Source organism: Pseudonocardia sp. Ae150A_Ps1, assembly GCF_001932315.1.
GTDB lineage: Bacteria > Actinomycetota > Actinomycetes > Mycobacteriales > Pseudonocardiaceae > Pseudonocardia.
This window is the reverse complement of sequence record NZ_MCIJ01000001.1, coordinates 2,486,804-2,502,151: the sequence shown is the minus strand read 5'-3', so window position 1 is coordinate 2,502,151 and position 15,348 is coordinate 2,486,804. Positions and strand designations below refer to the sequence as shown.

Genomic DNA, 15,348 nt, shown 5'->3' with positions numbered 1-15,348 from the left:
GATCTCCCGCCGCACCCCGCGCCGGGCCGCCGCACCCTGCGCGTGGGGTGCCGCAGGCGGCGAGGGGGTGCGCGGCGTCCCCGGGGGCCCGGCACCGCGTGCCGGGTCGCCGCACCCCGTTGCGGGTCGGCGCACCCTGCGCGTGGGGTGCCGCGGGCGGCTACGGGGTGCGTGGGGCGGTCGGAGCGGGTCCGGGCCTCGGGTCAGCTCGACGTCGTCCGGAAACCGGCGGCGATCGCGGCGAACAGGCCGGAGGCGGCGGACTCGGCCTGTCCGGCGGGGGACGTCAGCTGCAGGACCCACACGCCGTCGGGGGTGCGGCCCGGGACGATCCGCAGCAGCGTGCTGCGCTCCGCAGGACCACTGGTCGTGGTGAGCGTGACCTCGCTGCTGCCGTCGGGCTCCTGGGTGGCGGGTGTCGCGTCGACGGTGTCGACGCCGAGCGCCTCCGGGGTGAGGGCGTCGGTCACCGCGGCCGCCGACGCCGCCGCGCGGACCGACAGCTCCTGCCGGCCGTCCGGGCTGACGAACCGCACCACGGCGGAGCCGTCGCCTGCGGGGGACCGGTACTGCGTCCAGTCCTGCGGGACGGCCACGGTGAAGCCCAGCGGGTCCGGGTGCGCGACCCGCGGCGTGCGCTCGGTCGCGACGGTGATCGTGCTCAGCGCCTCCTGGCCGGCCAGGGTACGGACGCCGGTGAACCCGCCCAGCGCTCCCAGCAGCACCAGCAGCGCGCCACCGAGCACCAGCGGGATCCCGCCGAGCACCCCGGCGACACCGCCGGGCCGCCCCGACGGGGCCCGGGTACCGGCGGAGCGGGCGCGCGACGGGGCCGACGGAGCCGGTCGCGCGGGCGCGGGGCGCGGCGGTTCGGGGGCCGCGACGGGCGGCGGCGGAGGGGCCGGCTCGGCGAGCGGCGCCCCGCCCCGCGGGTACGTGCCGGTCCCGGTGGGGGTCACGCCGCGGGGCGGCCGCTGGACCTGCGGGCCGGACGGCGTGGTCGGCGCCGGGACCCTCGCCATGATCGTCGGGACGTCCGGCGACCCGGGGAAGATCGGGTCGTCGGGGTCGGCGAGCAGCGGCCGCAGCCGGGCGCGGACCTCGTCGAGCGGCATCCGGCCGGCCGGCTCCTTGACCATGAGACCGCTGATGACCTCGGCGATCGGCCCGGTCATCGTCGGGACCGGCACCGGGCCGTCGACGACCTCGGTGATCGTCTTGACCGGGTCGCCGTCCACGTCGTAGGGCGGGCGGCCCTCGACGGCGGCGTACAGGGTCGCGCCGAGGCCCCACAGGTCGGCGGCCGGCGTGACCGGCTGACCGGCGGCGACCTCCGGTGCGATGTAGGCGGGCGAGCCGAGCACGAGGCCGGCCGACGTCATCGGTGCGTCGGACTCGTTGCGGGCGATGCCGAAGTCGGTGAGCTTGATCCGGCCGTCGTCCGAGATGAGGACGTTCCCGGGCTTGACGTCGCGGTGTGTGATCCCGGCGCGGTGCGCCGCGCGCAGGGCGGCCGCGGTGCCGAACCCGACGACGCCGGCCTGCGCGGAGTCGAGCCTGCCCAGCTCGGAGATCGCCGACGCGAGGTTCTTCGACGGCACCAGCTCCATGATCACCAGCGGCTCCTCGCCGCCGGAGTCGAGCACGTCGAAGACGGTGACCACGTTGGGGTGCGAGAGCCCGGCCAGTGCACGGGCCTCGCGCATGATCCGCTCGCGCAGCTCCTGCTTCTCGCCGTCGGGGATCCCGTCCGGGATCTTCAGCTCCTTGAGGGCGACCCGCCGCTGCAGGACGTCGTCGAAGCCGGACCACACCGTGCCCATCGCGCCGCTGCCGAGCGGGCCGTCGACGCGGTACCGCCCGGCTATCTGGCGGCGCTGGACCTCGCCTTCGGAAACGGACACGTCGACGATTGTCCCATCGCACGCCGAGCGGCCCGCCGCCACACCTGCCGTCACGACCCGTTCCCGCTGGTCACGATGTGTCACTGGTCCGGTCGGTCCACGACGCCGGACGGTGCGCGCCGCGGGCCGGGCGCCGGTCGCCGCGACGAGCGTCCGCGCCCGGGCCGGCGCGGGGACCGGCCGTCGTGCGACGAGGCCCCGGACCGCCGGTGAACGGCGAAAACGGCCGCTCGTCGCGCCTCCGCCCGCCCGCTCGTCAGAACTGCCGATCCCGCTGGCAGCACCCCGCCGACCCCTCGCCGCCCGGAGCCGTGAACGGCCGATTTCGACTGGAACACCGCCGGACGGGTGAGCACCATTTCTCTCGTACGGGCACCGTGGTGCGACGTCGGAGTCGACACCGCACCGGTCCCGGACTTTCCCTGACGAGGAGGACAAGGTGACTGCGCTGCAGACCCGCACCGAGCTCCCCGAGATCGCCGATCTCGCTGTCGACGACCTCGGTGAGGGCACGGGTCCGGCCTGGCTGGAGTCGTGGATGCGGGCGCACAAGGGCGAGATCGTCGGCTGGCGCCGTGCGATCCACGCCCAGCCCGAGCTCGCCCGGCGCGAGCACCTCACCACCGCACGCGTGTCCGAGACGCTGCGGCGCGCCGGTCTCGAGCCGCGGACCCTGGCCGGAGGTACCGGCGTCGTGTGCGACGTCGGGCACGGCGGTCCGCTGGTGGCGCTGCGCGCCGACATGGACGCGCTGCCGCTGCAGGAGCAGAGCGGTGTGTCGTTCGCGTCCGAGATCCCCGGCGTGATGCACGCCTGCGGGCACGACGGGCACACCGCGATGCTGCTCGGTGCCGCGCTGGCGCTGAACTCGGCGCCGTCGCTGCCCGGGCGGGTGCGGCTGGTGTTCCAGCCGGCCGAGGAGGTGCAGCCCGGCGGCGCGCTCGACGTGTGCGACCAGGGCGTCATGGAGGAGGTGCAGCGGATCTTCGCGCTGCACTGCGACCCGCGCCTGGAGGTGGGGAAGCTGGGCACCCGGGTCGGGCCGATCACCTCGGCGTGCGACCTCATCGAGGTGCGCCTGACCTCCCCGGGCGGGCACACCTCGCGCCCGCACCTGACGGCCGACCTCGTCCAGGCGCTCGGTCTGCTCGCCACCCAGGTCCCGCTGCTGCTGACCCGGCACGTGGACCCGCGGTCGGGCACCGTCCTGACCTGGGGCGCGGTGCACGCCGGCGACGCGGCGAACGCGATCCCGCAGTCCGGGATGCTGCGCGGCACGCTGCGCACCGCCGACCACGCGACCTGGACCGAGCTCGAGGACACGCTGCGCGCGCTCGTCGCGTCGGTGCTGGCCCCGACCGGCGTCGGGTACGTGCTGGACCACGTCCGCGGCGTCCCGCCGGTCGTCAACGACGAGGCCTCCACCGGGATGCTGCGTGACGCAGCGGTCACCGTCGGGGGCGACGCGGCCGACGCGAGCACCGAGCAGTCCTCCGGCGGCGAGGACTTCGCCTGGTACCTGGAGCACGCGCACGGCGCGATGGCCCGGCTCGGCGTGTGGTCGGGCAGCGGCCCGAAGCGCGACATCCACCAGCCGACGTTCGACCTCGACGAGCGGGCGCTCCCGTTCGGGTCCCGGGTGCTGGTGCACGCCGCGCTGGCGGCACTGGCCGACGCGTCCTGACGCCCCACGGCCCCCCGTACGACGACGAGCGGCCCGGTCCCGGATCACTCCGGGCCGGGCCGCTCGGCCGTTCGCGGGTCAGGTGCCGGGCGAGGACTTGCGGCTCGGCCGGCTGCGGAGCTCGTTGACGTAGTCGTCGGGCGCGCCGGCGGTCTCGGCCGCGTCGGCGATCACCCCGAGGTAGCGTGCCGACGGCTCGCCGCCCTCGTAGGCGTTCAGCACGTAGATGAAGGCGAGCACGCTGCCGTCGAGGGTGGCGACGCGCAGGCGCAGCTTCTTGTGCATCCCGAGCTCACCGCCCTCCCAGCGGTCGAGCTGACGCTCGTCGTGCTCGGGGACGTCGTAGAGCACGACGAAGACCTGCGAGCCCGGCTCCTCCACCACGGTGGAGAGCGCGCCCTCCCAGGTGTAGTCCTCACCGCCGAACGTCAGCCGCCAGCCCTGGAGCCACCCCGTCCCGGCCATCGGCGAGTGCGGGGCGCGCTCCTTCATCTGCTCGGGGTCCAGGTTCGACCCGTACGCGGCATACAGCGGCACGTGAGAAGGGTAATGGCCGTCGTCCGGGCGCTTCGACCCGCCCGGCCGAAAGAATCGGACACGCGTACTGTGAGCGGCGTCGACACCGGTGGCGAGGCCGCCATCGGCTCACCACCACCGACATCTCCAGGGGGGAACCTTCCCGTGACCCGCATCGTCATCATGGGCGGCGGACCGGCCGGGTACGAGGCCGCGCTCGTCGCGGCCCAGCACGGCAGCGACGTGACCGTCGTCGAGCGGGACGGGATGGGCGGCGCGTGCGTCGTCCACGACTGCGTCCCGTCGAAGACCTTCATCTCCTCCGCCGCCGTGCGGGTGGACCTGCACCGCGCCGAGGACCTGGGCGTGCTCGTCGACCGCGGCAACTCCGCCGTCGACCTGCCCGCGGTCAACGAGCGGGTGAAGTCGCTCGCGCTGGCCCAGTCGGCCGACATCCGCGCCCGGCTGGAGGGCGAGGGTGTGCGGATCGTCCCCGGCACGGCACAGTTCAGCGGGCCGGCCGAGGCCCGGGCGGCGCACGAGCTCGTCGTCACCCACCCGGACGGCTCGACCGAGGCCGTCCTGGCCGACATCGTGCTCGTCGCGACCGGCGCCACCCCGCGGGTGCTGGACTCCGCTCGGCCGGACGGCGACCGCGTCCTCGACTGGCGCCAGCTCTACGACCTCGAGGAGCTGCCCGAGCACTTGATCGTCGTCGGCTCCGGTGTGACGGGTGCCGAGTTCTGCTCCGCCTACGTCGAGCTCGGCTGCCGGGTCACCCTGGTCTCCAGCCGGGACCGGGTGCTGCCGCACGAGGACGCCGACGCCGCCGCGGTGCTCGAGGAGGTCTTCGCCGAGCGTGGCGTGGAGATCCTGCCGAACACCCGCGCCGACAAGGTCGAGAGCACCGGCGACGGGGTGCGGGTCACGCTGTCCGACGGCCGCACCGTCGAGGGCTCGCACGCGCTGATGACGGTCGGGTCGATCCCGAACACCGGCGACCTGGGGCTGGAGAAGGTCGGCATCGAGACCGACCGCGGCGGCTTCGTCCCGGTGGACAAGGTCTCCCGGACGTCCGAGCCCGGCGTCTACGCGGCCGGTGACTGCACCGGCGTGCTGATGCTCGCCTCGGTCGCGGCGATGCAGGGCCGGATCGCGATGTGGCACGCGCTCGGCGAGGGCGTCGCCCCGATCCGGCTGCGGACCGTCGCGGCGAACGTCTTCACCCGCCCGGAGATCGCGACCGTCGGCATCAGCCAGAACGCGATCGACTCCGGCGAGGTCCCGGCGCGGACCGTCATGCTGCCGCTGTCGACGAACCCGCGGGCCAAGATGCGCGGACTGCGGCGCGGCTTCGTGAAGCTGTTCTGCCGTCCGGCGTCCGGCGTGGTGATCGGCGGCGTCGTCGTGGCCCCGGTCGCCAGCGAGCTGATCCTGCCGATCGCGATGGCCGTCCAGAACGGACTGAACGTGGACGACCTCGCGCACACGTTCTCGGTGTACCCGTCGCTGTCCGGGTCCATCACCGAGGCCGGTCGTCAGCTGATGCAGCACTCCGACCTGGACTGAGCGCCCACCGGTGGAATCGCTGCCTGAGGCAGCGATTCTGCCCGGCCCCACGGCGTGGTCTCGTCCCAGCGCGGCGCCCCGCACCCCGTCCCGCGCACCGGCCGCCGTCGTGAACCGGCCCGGACACGGCGACACCCCCGCCCGCGCCGGTCGCGAACCGGCGCGGACGGGGGTGCGTCCGTGGGTGACTCAGGCCGCCGGGGCGGTACGGAGGTCGCCGGCCGTCCGGCACCCGCTGAGCGGACGCGGGGACGAGCCCCGCGAACGGCCACCGGCCTGCGAACCGCTGCAGGTACCAGTAGCAGAACAGGTGGTCCGGGTCCTCCGGGGCGGTGACGAACACCGGCCGTCCGCCGAGGGACTCCACCCAGGCGGCGTAGGCGTGCGCGACCTGGGCCGGCGGGCGTGCGGCTCGCCGGGTCCAGAGCCAGTCCTCCGCCCGGTCCCGCCAGGTCTCCAGCGAGGACGGGTGCAGGGTGGCCCCGGGCAGTTCCCGGAGGTTGGCGGTGAAGGTGCCGATCGGGACACCGTCCGCGCGGTACGCGGACGAGGCCAGGGTGAGCAGGGAGTGCGGGCCCGGGATTGGGCCGTCGGTGTGGACGTGTGTCGTCACGTACAGCGATGTGGGGGGCATGACGGATCCTGTGCGTCTCGGTCGAGCTGATGACGGCTCACGGCGCGGCCGGGCTGCGTGGTGAGTGGATCCGCGGCGCGGTACTCCGCGTGGCGATGGTTCCGGGCCCCGTGGATCGGGCACACGGGTCGGCTCTGTGCAGTTGTGGTGCAGTCGTCGTGCTGCTGCCACGGGCACCTGCGCGGTGTGCGTGGCAGCAGCACGCTAGATCGACCGGCGCCGCCGGTCAACGGGGATGGACCGGCACCGCCGGTCAACGGGCGTCGAGCCGGCTCAGTCCTTGATCTCGCAGATCACGGTGCCCTGGGAGATCGAGGCGCCCTGCTCGGCGTCGAGGCCGGTCACGGTGCCGTCCTTGGAGGCGGTGACCGGGTTCTCCATCTTCATCGCCTCGAGGACGACGATCAGGTCGCCCGCCGAGACGGTGTCGCCGTCGGCCACGGCGACCTTGATGATCGTGCCCTGCATCGGCGCGGTGACGGCGTCGCCGGACACCTTGGTCCCGCCGCCCTTGCCGGTCCGCTTGCGCGGCGCGGCCTTCGCCTGGCCGCCACCGCCGCTGCCGCCGCCCAGGGCGAGATCACCGGGCAGCGAGACCTCGAGCCGCCGGCCGCCGACCTCGACGACCACGGACTGCCGCTCGCCGGTCTCGGCGTCGGCTCCGGCGCCGCCCTCGAACGGGGGGACCGTGTTGTCCCACTCGGTCTCGATCCACCGGGTGTGCACGGCGAAGTCGTCGCCGGTCTCCGCGGCGTAGGCCGGGTCGGAGACGACGAGCCGGTGGAAGTCGAGCACGGTGGCCATGCCCTCGACCTGGAACTCCGCCAGCGCGCGGCGGGACCGCTCCAGCGCCTGCTTCCGGTCCGCGCCGGACACGATCAGCTTTGCCAGCAGCGAGTCGAACTGCCCGCCGATGACGGAGCCGTCCTCGACACCGGCGTCCATCCGCACGCCAGGGCCCGACGGGTACCAGATCCGCTCGACGGTGCCGGGGGCCGGAAGGAAGTTGCGGCCGGCGTCCTCGCCGTTGATCCGGAACTCGATCGCGTGCCCGCGCGGCGCCGGGTCCTCGGTGAACTCCAGCTCCTTGCCCTCGGCGATGCGGAACATCTGCCGGACCAGGTCGATGCCGGTGGTCTCCTCGGAGACCGGGTGCTCGACCTGCAGCCGGGTGTTCACCTCGAGGAAGGTGATCATCCCGTCCTCGCCGACGAGGAACTCGACGGTGCCGGCGCCGTAGTAGCCGGCCTCCTTGCAGATCGCCTTGGACGCGTCGTAGAGCGTCTTCTCCTGCTCCTCGGTGAGGAACGGCGCGGGCGCCTCCTCGACGAGCTTCTGGAAGCGGCGCTGCAGCGAGCAGTCCCGCGTCCCGACGACGACGACGTTGCCGTGCTGGTCGGCGATCACCTGGGTCTCGACGTGCCGCGGGCGGTCGAGGTAGCGCTCGACGAAGCACTCGCCACGGCCGAACGCGGCGGTCGTCTCACGGACGGCGGACTCGTACAGCTCGGCGACCTCGGAACGCTCGCGGGCGACCTTCATGCCACGGCCACCGCCGCCGAACGCGGCCTTGATCGCGACCGGCAGGCCGTACTCGTCGGCGAAGGCGAGCACCTCGTCGGCGCCGGAGACGGGGTCCTTGGTGCCGGGCACCAGCGGGGCGCCGGCGCGGGTGGCGATGTGCCGGGCGGTGACCTTGTCACCGAGATCGCGGATGGACTGCGGGGACGGGCCGATCCAGGTGATGCCGGCGTCGATCACGGCCTGGGCGAAGTCGGCGTTCTCCGACAGGAAGCCGTAGCCGGGGTGGATCGCGTCGGCACCGGCCTGCTTCGCGGCGCCGATGACCTTGTCGATGTCGAGGTAGGACTCTGCGGCGGTGGACCCGCCCAGCGCGAACGCCTCGTCGGCGAGACGTACGAACATCGCGTCCCGGTCCGGGTCCGCGTAGACGGCGACACTTCCCAGGCCCGCGTCCTTCGCAGCCCGGATCACACGGACGGCGATCTCGCCGCGGTTGGCGACGAGCACTTTGCTCAGTGCGGGCACGGTCGAACTCCTCCGGTCGCGAGCGCCGGCCCGATGCTCCGGCGCAGGGTTACCGGGGAGTGTAGGAGCGAGATCCCGGATAAACCCCGGGAGGGAGTGTGGTGATGGCAACGTCACCACCCGTCCGTGGTCCCCGAACCTGGTCGTGATCGGTTCAGAGGTGAGACGGGCCACCCCGCCACCACCGGTGGAACCCCCGCGACACCGCCGACCGGCGGGACGGGGCGGTGCGGCCGTCGTAGCGGAACGTGTGCTCCCGGTCGGCCAGCTCCCGGGACGCACCGGGACCGAGCGCCCCGGCGGCGTCGAGCTCGCGGGCCAGGTCCCAGCCCTCGCGCTCCGCGCCGTACGGCGGCACGCCCGCGAACCGGTCCGCGAACACCCGTGGCCACTCCGGGCCGATCCCGGCCGCGAGGAGCGGCCACGCGGCCGCGGCGGCACCGGCCCGCTTCCGCAGCAGAGCCGTCCGGGTCGCGGTGAGGAGGTGGGTGGGGATGCCCGCGGGGTCCGGACCGCCGGCGACGAGTGCCGCGACGAGTGCGGCCTGCCGTCCGGCGAGGGAGCCGGCGGGCGGGGCCGGCCCGGGGGGCCGCGGGTCGTCGGAGCCGGGGCTCCACAGGGCGTTCATCCCGGCCGCACCCGCCCGCGCCCGGCCGGGCCGCACGGTGACGGGTGCCCGGCCGCCGCCGCGATCGCCGCCAGCTCCGCCCGCAGCTCGGCGGCCGGCGGGTAGCGGCCGTCGCGCTCCAGCATCACCGGCGGCGGCTCCGGAAGCCGGTCGACGGCGTGTGTCAGCAGGTCGAGGACGGCGGCCGGGACCGGATCGGTGTGCGTGTCGTGGACCAGGCCGTCGTGCTCGGCACCGCCCGCGACGTGGCAGTACGCGATCGCCCCCGGCGGGAGCCCGGCCAGCAGCGCGTCCATCTCCGCCCGCGGGTCACGACCCCGGTTGCGGGCGTTGACGTGCATGTTCGCCACGTCGAGCAGGAGCGGCGCGCCGGTCCGCTCGTGCAGGCGTTGCAGGAACTCGGCCTCGCCGAACTCGTCGTCGGGCCAGTCGAAGAGGGCCGCGATCGGTTCGAGGGCCAGCGGCACGTCGAGCTCGGCGCGGGTGCGCGCGACGTTCGTGGCCAGCACGTCGAGCACCTCCCGGGTCCGCGGCAGCGGGAGCAGGTGGCCGGCCTCCAGGCCACCACCGCGGACGAACGCGACGTGCTCGCTGACCAGCACCGCCCGGGTCGCGGACGCGCAGGCGGCGAGGTGCGCGACCCGTGCCGGGTCGGGAGCCTCCGGCGATCCGAGCGACAGCCGCACCCCGTGGACGACGACGTCGCGCTGCACCAGCGACGCGGGCACGGCGTCCGGCCGGATCGACTCGGCGATCACCTCGTGGAACCCGAGATCCGGCACGTCGTCCAGGACGGCCGCGATCGGGCTCCGCCAGCCCGCGCCGGTGCCCCTCGGGCCCCCGCTCATCGCCGCCACCCGTGACCACGCGGACGTGCACGGCCCGGGCCGTCCCCGCAGCTCCACACCCCCCACAGGAGGAGCTGCGAGGACGGCCATCCCGATCCCCCGGGGCAGTCCGTCGGGCGGTGCCCGGTCGCGGCGCCCACGTCAGCCGCCGCACCCACCGCCGCCGCCACCGCAGCCCCCGCCGCCACCGCTGCTGCCGCCGTCGCCGCCGGAGAAGCCGGTCGAGCCGCCGGAGCCGCCTGAGCCGGACCACCCGCCGCCGGTGCCGCCGCCGAGCGCCGCCATCTTCTGCGCGGCGAGCTCCTCGGCGAACGCGGGCTCGGCCGCGAGCATCGCCCCCATGCCGAACGCGCCGACGCTCAGCGCCGCGGCGGTCGCACCGGCCGCGGTCCAGTCCGGGCGCATCGTGGGGGAGAGCGACTCGTGCAGCACCCGGACGGAGCCGAGCGCGGCGGTCCCGGCCGCGGTCCGGTGCGGGACCCGCGCGGCCAGCACCGCCGTGACCACCCCCAGCACGACGACCGTCAGGAACAGGTAGCCGACCGGACGGCCTGCGCCGAGCCCGGCCCCGATCCGCACCACCCCGACCAGCGCGACGGCCCCCGGCAGCCACGCCGCGGCCCGGTACCGGCGCCGGTCGGCGGGGGAGAGGAGCAGGCCGGCCGTCTCCAGCCGCTGCGCGATCCGGGCCAGCTCGGTGCGGACCGGCTCGTGGGTGCGCAGCGCCCGGCCGGGCGTCAGCCGCTGTGCCGAACGGTGGATGGCGCGCTGCAGCGGGGTCGCCGCCCGGGTGAGCGGGCCCCCGGCCCGGACCTGGCCGGTCGTGCGGCCGGAAGTGATCACGGTCCCGTCGACGTGCATCGCCGACAGCGCCGCGTACACGGCGAGATCGGGGCCGCCGTTGAGGTAGGCGACGTCCTCCGGGCGGGTGTCGAGTCCGCGCCCGCCGCGGCGGTCGCCCGCCGCGATCCGGTGCCGCCGGTGGACCGCGGCCACGACGGCGGCCGACCCGGCGACCAGGACGAGGACCAGGAACGTCGGACCCGGGATCCCCCAGGTCGCGTCGGTGAGGTTCGTGCCCATCTCCACCACCCCCTGCGGCGACGTGACACTTCGTCGTTCGAAGTAGTGTGCGCCCGGTCACGGCGGTGGCCATCCGATTTCACCGAGACTTGAGGTTCCGCGGAGACGAACGGGCGGGGCCGCATCCGCGGCCCCGCCCGTCGGCGTGAGGTGTCCTGCCCGGTCAGGCGGTGGCGGCCCGGACCTGGTTCTTGATCCGGGCGAGCATCGCCGAGATGCCGCGGAGCCGCAGCGGACTCACGGCCTCGGCCAGGCCGAGATCGGTGTAGAAGTCGTCCGGGACGGCCAGGACCGTCGCGGCCGGCTGCCCGTCCAGGCCGGTGTACATGATCGACGCGAAGCCCCGGGTCGTCGGTGCCTCCTTGGGCGCCGAGAAGAACAGGTGGACCGGGCGGTCACCGCCGTCGTCGACCTCGACGGTGAGGAACAGCGGCGACTGGCACTCGTGCACCTGCTCCATCGTGTCCGCGGCGTCGGCGTAGCGCTCCGGCAGGTCCGGCAGCTCCTGGGACAGCTCCAGCAACAGCTGCAGACGGTCCTTCGGGCCGACGGCGGCGAAGTCGTCGACCAGCTCGGCGAGCTCCGGGGGGAGCGTCTCGGTACGGTCCGTCACGCCGACCCGCGCTCCTCACCCTGCACGATCGGGACCCGCACGGCGTTGCCCCACTCGGTCCAGGAACCGTCGTAGTTGCGGACCGAGTCGAAGCCCAGCAGGTAGGTCAGCACGAACCAGGTGTGGCTGGAACGCTCACCGATCCGGCAGTAGGCGACGACGTCGTCGGAGGGCTTCAGGCCCTGCTCCTGCTCGTAGATCGCCGACAGCTCGGCACGGGTCTTGAAGGACCCGTCCTCGGCGGCGGCGCGGGCCCACGGCACGCTCGCGGCGCCCGGGATGTGGCCGCCGCGGACGGCCCCCTCCTGCGGGTAGTCCGGCATGTGCAGCTTCTCGCCCGTGTACTCCTGCGGGGAGCGCACGTCGACGAGCGGCTTGCCCAGGTGGGCGAGCACGTCGTCCTTGAAGGCACGGATCCGCGCGTCGTCGCGCTCGACGACCGGGTAGTCGGCCGGCTGCGGGGAGGGCGTGTCGGTGGTGGTCTCGCGGCCCTCGGCGATCCACTTGGCGCGGCCGCCGTCGAGCAGCCGGATGTCGGCGTGGCCGAACAGCTGGAACACCCACAGCGCGTAGGCGGCCCACCAGTTGTTCTTGTCGCCGTAGACGACGATCGTGGTGTCCCGGCCGATCCCGCGCTCGGACATGATCTCGGCGAAACGGGCGCCGTCGACGTAGTCGCGGGTGACGGGATCGTTCAGTTCGGTGTGCCAGTCGACCTTCACCGCGCCGGGGATGTGGCCGGTCTCGTAGAGCAGGACGTCCTCGTCGGACTCCACGACCACGAGGCCGGGATCCTTCAGGTGCTCGGCCAGCCAGTCCGTGGTGACCAGGCGCTCGGGGTGCGCGTACTCGGCGAGCTTCGGGTCGGAGTCGTTCGCGACAGCCATGGCGCGAGGGTAACCGCGGGGCCCGACACTCACACCGGGATGTCGGAGTCGTCATCCTCGGCACGCGGCCCGTGGATGCGCCGCTCGGACGCGTCGATCCGCACGTCGTTGATGCTCGCCTCACGCCGGTGCATCAGGCCGTTCTCCGCGAACTCCCAGTTCTCGTTCCCGTAGGAGCGCCACCACTGCCCGCTCGCGTCCCGGCACTCGTACTGGAACCGGACGGCGATCCGGTCGCCCCGGTAGGCCCAGAGCGACTTGCGCAGCGCGTAGTCGAGCTCCCGCTCCCACTTGGCGGTCAGGAACGCGACGACCTCCTCGCGACCGTGCACCCAGGTGTCGCGGTTCCGCCACACCGTGTCGGGTGTGTAGGCGAGCGCCACCTTCCGCGGGTCCCGGGTGTTCCAGGCCGCCTCGGCGGCGAGCACCTTCGCCCGTGCGGACGCCTCGCCGAACGGCGGGAACGGGGGACGCGACTCGTCGGTCACGGGTTCTCCTTGCTCCAGAGGTCGACCACGCTCACGCCGATCCCGCCGAGCAGCCGGCGGACCAGCGGGAGGCTGATCCCGATCACGTTCGACGGGTCGCCGTCGATGCCCTCGACGAACCACCCGCCCAGCCCGTCCAGTGTGAAGGCCCCGGCGACCTTCAGCGGCTCGCCGCTCGCGAGGTAGGCGTCGAGCTCGGCGTCGGTCGGCTCGGCGAAGCGCACCCCGGTGCCCGCGTGGCCCTCGGCCTCCCGCACGACGGCGCCGCCGGACAGCCGGAGCACCGCGTGCCCGGTGAGCAGCTCGCCGTCGCGGCCCGCCATCGCCTTCCACCGGCGTCGTGCGGTCTCGGCGTCGTGCGGCTTGCCGACCAGGTCGCCGTCGACGAGCAGCATGGAGTCGCAGCCGATCACCACGGCGTCCGGGTGGTCCCCGGCGATCCGCTCCGCGACGGCGGCGGCCTTGGCGGCGGCCAGCAGCGTCACGGTGCGGGCGGGGTCGGCGTCCTGGTGGGCGGCGAGGAGGGCGTCCTCGTCGACGTCGGAGACCTCGACGAGCGGGTCGGCGCCCGCGGCGCGGAGGACTCCGAGGCGGGCGGGGGAGGCGGAGGCGAGGACCAGGCGCACCCGCCGGACGCTACCGGGCGCGCGTGAGTCCGTGCCGGTAGGCGTACCCGACGGCCTGCGCGCGGTCCCGCAGCCCGGCCTTCGCGAACAGGTGGTTGACGTGCGTCTTCACGGTCGCCTCGCCGACCACGAGCCGGCGGGCGATCTCGGTGTTCGACAGCCCCTCCGCGATCAGCGCGAGCACCTCGATCTCGCGCGGGGTGAGCCCGTCCGGGGGCTCCCGCTCCGCGACCGGCGCTCCGGCCGGGCGGGACGCCACCAGCCGGGCGAGCACCGTGGCGTCCACGGTGGACACCCCGTCCGCTGCCGAGCGCAGCGCCCGGCCGATGGCCTCGGCGTCGGCGGCCTTGGACAGCCAGCCGGACGCACCGGCGGCGATCGCGTCGACCACGGCGTCGTCGTCGACGTAGGTCGTGAGCACGACGACGGCGGTGCCCGACCGGCCCTCCCGGACCCGCCGGGTCGCGGACACGCCGTCGCCCGCGGGCATCCGCAGATCGGTCAGCAGGACGTCCGGGGCCAGCGCCGCGACGAGCTCGACGACCTCGATGCCGTCCAGCAGCCCGAGCACCGTCGCGAGCCCGTCCCGGACGATCCGCTGGTCGTCGGCCAGCACCACCCGCAACGCGCTCATCCGGTGATCCTCCCGCCCGCCGGCAGCCGGAGCCACACCCGCCACCCGTCGTCCGACGGGCCGGTCTCCAGCTCGGCGTCGGCGAGCGCTGCACGCTCGGCCATGCCGGTGAGACCGGACCCGGCGCCGTCGCCGGGTGGGGGCGGGCCGCCCGCGGAGTCGAGGACCTCCAGCTCGGCGGCACCGTCGCGGGTGCGCAGCGACACGGTCACCGGTGCCCCCGGTGCGTGCTTGCGGGCGTTGCTCAGTGCTTCCTGCGCGGTGCGCAGCACCGTCTCGCCCTCGCGCGGCCCCAGCCGCAGACCGTCCTCGACGCGGACGGTCGCATCCGGATGGGCGGCTGCCAGCTCGTGCAGCTCGGCGGCCAGGTCCACCGGTACCGGCCCCTCGCGCAGCGCCCGCACCGCGCGCCGGGCCTCGGTGATGCCGTCCGAGGCGAGCTGCTGCGCGCGCTCGATCTGCGCGACCGTGTCCTCGGCGGCGCCGTCGCGCAGGGCCATCAGCCGGGCACCCTGCAGCTGGACGGCGAGCGCCGACAGCGAGTGCGCCAGCACGTCGTGGACGTCGCGGGCGACCCGCGCGCGGTCGGCCATCGCCTCGGCGCGGGCGTGCTCCTCACGGGCCCGCGCACCGTCGACGAGCGCCTGCTCGTGCTCCTCGGCGCGACGGGCGGCGTCCCGGCGGGCCATCCCGAACAGCATCAGCACGATCGTCGTGCCGGCGACGAGCATCGGGTCCCAGACCGAGCCGTAGGGCCCGACGACGACCACGAGGGCGACGGTGACCAGCCCGCCGAGGACGGCCGCCTGCCGGGTGGGCAGCCGGATCCCCGCGCAGAACGCGGCCAGCAGCGGGAACGCCGCGGACGTCGTCCACCCGGCGGAGCCGTACAGCAGGACCAGGCCGCCGGCTGCGAGGGCGACGACCGTGGCGACGGTCCACCGCTGTCCCGGCGCCGGGACGAACGCGAACACCAGCCACCCGCCGACGGCCGGGACCAGGCCGGCGTACAGCCAGGGCGGGGAGACGTGCTGGTTGGGGACGAGGAACAGCAGCCCGACGATCACCGGCAGCCAGAACAGCGACAGCAGTCGCCGCGGCAGCCCGGTGCCCAGCGCGCGGTCGTACCCGCGCCGGGCCCCGGGCCCCGGGGCCGTCGCCGGGTTCACCGTTTCACCCTGGCAC

The 15,348-nt window shown here is 74.7% G+C and carries 14 protein-coding genes; 2 read left to right on the top strand and 12 right to left on the bottom strand.

Annotation, left to right across the window (positions count from 1 at the left end; genetic code table 11):
• Nucleotides 1-203: 203 nt before the first annotated feature.
• Nucleotides 204-1,904: a serine/threonine-protein kinase gene (locus Ae150APs1_RS11475; protein WP_249266301.1), complete on the bottom strand. Its 1,701-nt coding sequence runs from the start codon at nucleotides 1,902-1,904 to the stop codon at nucleotides 204-206.
• A gap of 439 nt (nucleotides 1,905-2,343) precedes the next feature.
• Here Ae150APs1_RS11475 and Ae150APs1_RS11470 point away from each other — a divergent pair, with 439 nt between their 5' ends.
• Nucleotides 2,344-3,588 carry an amidohydrolase gene (locus tag Ae150APs1_RS11470; protein ID WP_060574886.1) on the top strand — a complete coding sequence of 415 codons (1,245 nt, stop codon included), beginning with the start codon at nucleotides 2,344-2,346 and terminating at the stop codon, nucleotides 3,586-3,588.
• Nucleotides 3,589-3,666: 78 nt separating this feature from the next.
• On the opposite strand, the gene Ae150APs1_RS11465 is transcribed toward Ae150APs1_RS11470, so the two are convergent.
• On the bottom strand, nucleotides 3,667-4,125 hold the full coding sequence (locus Ae150APs1_RS11465) for a gamma-glutamylcyclotransferase (protein WP_010241154.1): 459 nt from the start codon (nucleotides 4,123-4,125) through the stop codon (nucleotides 3,667-3,669).
• Nucleotides 4,126-4,269: 144 nt separating this feature from the next.
• On the opposite strand from Ae150APs1_RS11465, the gene Ae150APs1_RS11460 reads away from it, so the two are divergent.
• Nucleotides 4,270-5,673: an NAD(P)H-quinone dehydrogenase gene (locus tag Ae150APs1_RS11460; protein ID WP_075297456.1), complete on the top strand. Its 1,404-nt coding sequence runs from the start codon at nucleotides 4,270-4,272 to the stop codon at nucleotides 5,671-5,673.
• 907 nt (nucleotides 5,674-6,580) lie between these two features.
• On the opposite strand, the gene Ae150APs1_RS11455 is transcribed toward Ae150APs1_RS11460, so the two are convergent.
• From Ae150APs1_RS11455 to Ae150APs1_RS11410, 10 genes are all read right to left on the bottom strand, one after another.
• Entirely contained in the window at nucleotides 6,581-8,356 is a 1,776-nt protein-coding gene (locus tag Ae150APs1_RS11455) for an acetyl/propionyl/methylcrotonyl-CoA carboxylase subunit alpha (protein ID WP_075297454.1), read from the bottom strand.
• A gap of 154 nt (nucleotides 8,357-8,510) precedes the next feature.
• Nucleotides 8,511-8,984 (bottom strand): hypothetical protein, encoded by a 474-nt coding sequence (locus Ae150APs1_RS11450; RefSeq protein ID WP_139316874.1) that lies wholly within the window; start codon nucleotides 8,982-8,984, stop codon nucleotides 8,511-8,513.
• A complete protein-coding gene (locus Ae150APs1_RS11445; RefSeq protein WP_075302003.1) occupies nucleotides 8,981-9,832 on the bottom strand; it encodes a DUF692 domain-containing protein in 852 nt (283 codons plus the stop codon). The genes Ae150APs1_RS11450 and Ae150APs1_RS11445 overlap by 4 nt, the downstream gene beginning before the upstream one ends.
• A gap of 141 nt (nucleotides 9,833-9,973) precedes the next feature.
• Nucleotides 9,974-10,915: a TIGR04222 domain-containing membrane protein gene (locus Ae150APs1_RS11440; RefSeq protein WP_075302001.1), complete on the bottom strand. Its 942-nt coding sequence runs from the start codon at nucleotides 10,913-10,915 to the stop codon at nucleotides 9,974-9,976.
• Between the two features lie 163 nt (nucleotides 10,916-11,078).
• On the bottom strand, nucleotides 11,079-11,528 hold the full coding sequence (locus Ae150APs1_RS11435) for a SufE family protein (RefSeq protein WP_010224170.1): 450 nt from the start codon (nucleotides 11,526-11,528) through the stop codon (nucleotides 11,079-11,081).
• Entirely contained in the window at nucleotides 11,525-12,415 is an 891-nt protein-coding gene (locus Ae150APs1_RS11430) for a sulfurtransferase (RefSeq protein WP_075297450.1), read from the bottom strand. The genes Ae150APs1_RS11435 and Ae150APs1_RS11430 overlap by 4 nt, the downstream gene beginning before the upstream one ends.
• A gap of 29 nt (nucleotides 12,416-12,444) precedes the next feature.
• Nucleotides 12,445-12,903, bottom strand: a complete 459-nt coding sequence (locus tag Ae150APs1_RS11425) for a nuclear transport factor 2 family protein (RefSeq protein WP_075297447.1) — start codon at nucleotides 12,901-12,903, stop codon at nucleotides 12,445-12,447.
• Nucleotides 12,900-13,529 (bottom strand): nucleoside triphosphate pyrophosphatase, encoded by a 630-nt coding sequence (locus Ae150APs1_RS11420; protein ID WP_075297445.1) that lies wholly within the window; start codon nucleotides 13,527-13,529, stop codon nucleotides 12,900-12,902. Before Ae150APs1_RS11420 ends, Ae150APs1_RS11425 begins: the two co-directional genes overlap by 4 nt.
• Before the next feature lie 10 nt (nucleotides 13,530-13,539).
• Complete coding sequence (locus Ae150APs1_RS11415; protein ID WP_075297443.1) at nucleotides 13,540-14,163, bottom strand: response regulator transcription factor; 624 nt, start codon at nucleotides 14,161-14,163, stop codon at nucleotides 13,540-13,542.
• Complete coding sequence (locus Ae150APs1_RS11410; RefSeq protein WP_083680070.1) at nucleotides 14,160-15,332, bottom strand: histidine kinase; 1,173 nt, start codon at nucleotides 15,330-15,332, stop codon at nucleotides 14,160-14,162. Before Ae150APs1_RS11410 ends, Ae150APs1_RS11415 begins: the two co-directional genes overlap by 4 nt.
• Between the last annotated feature and the right edge of the window lie 16 nt (nucleotides 15,333-15,348).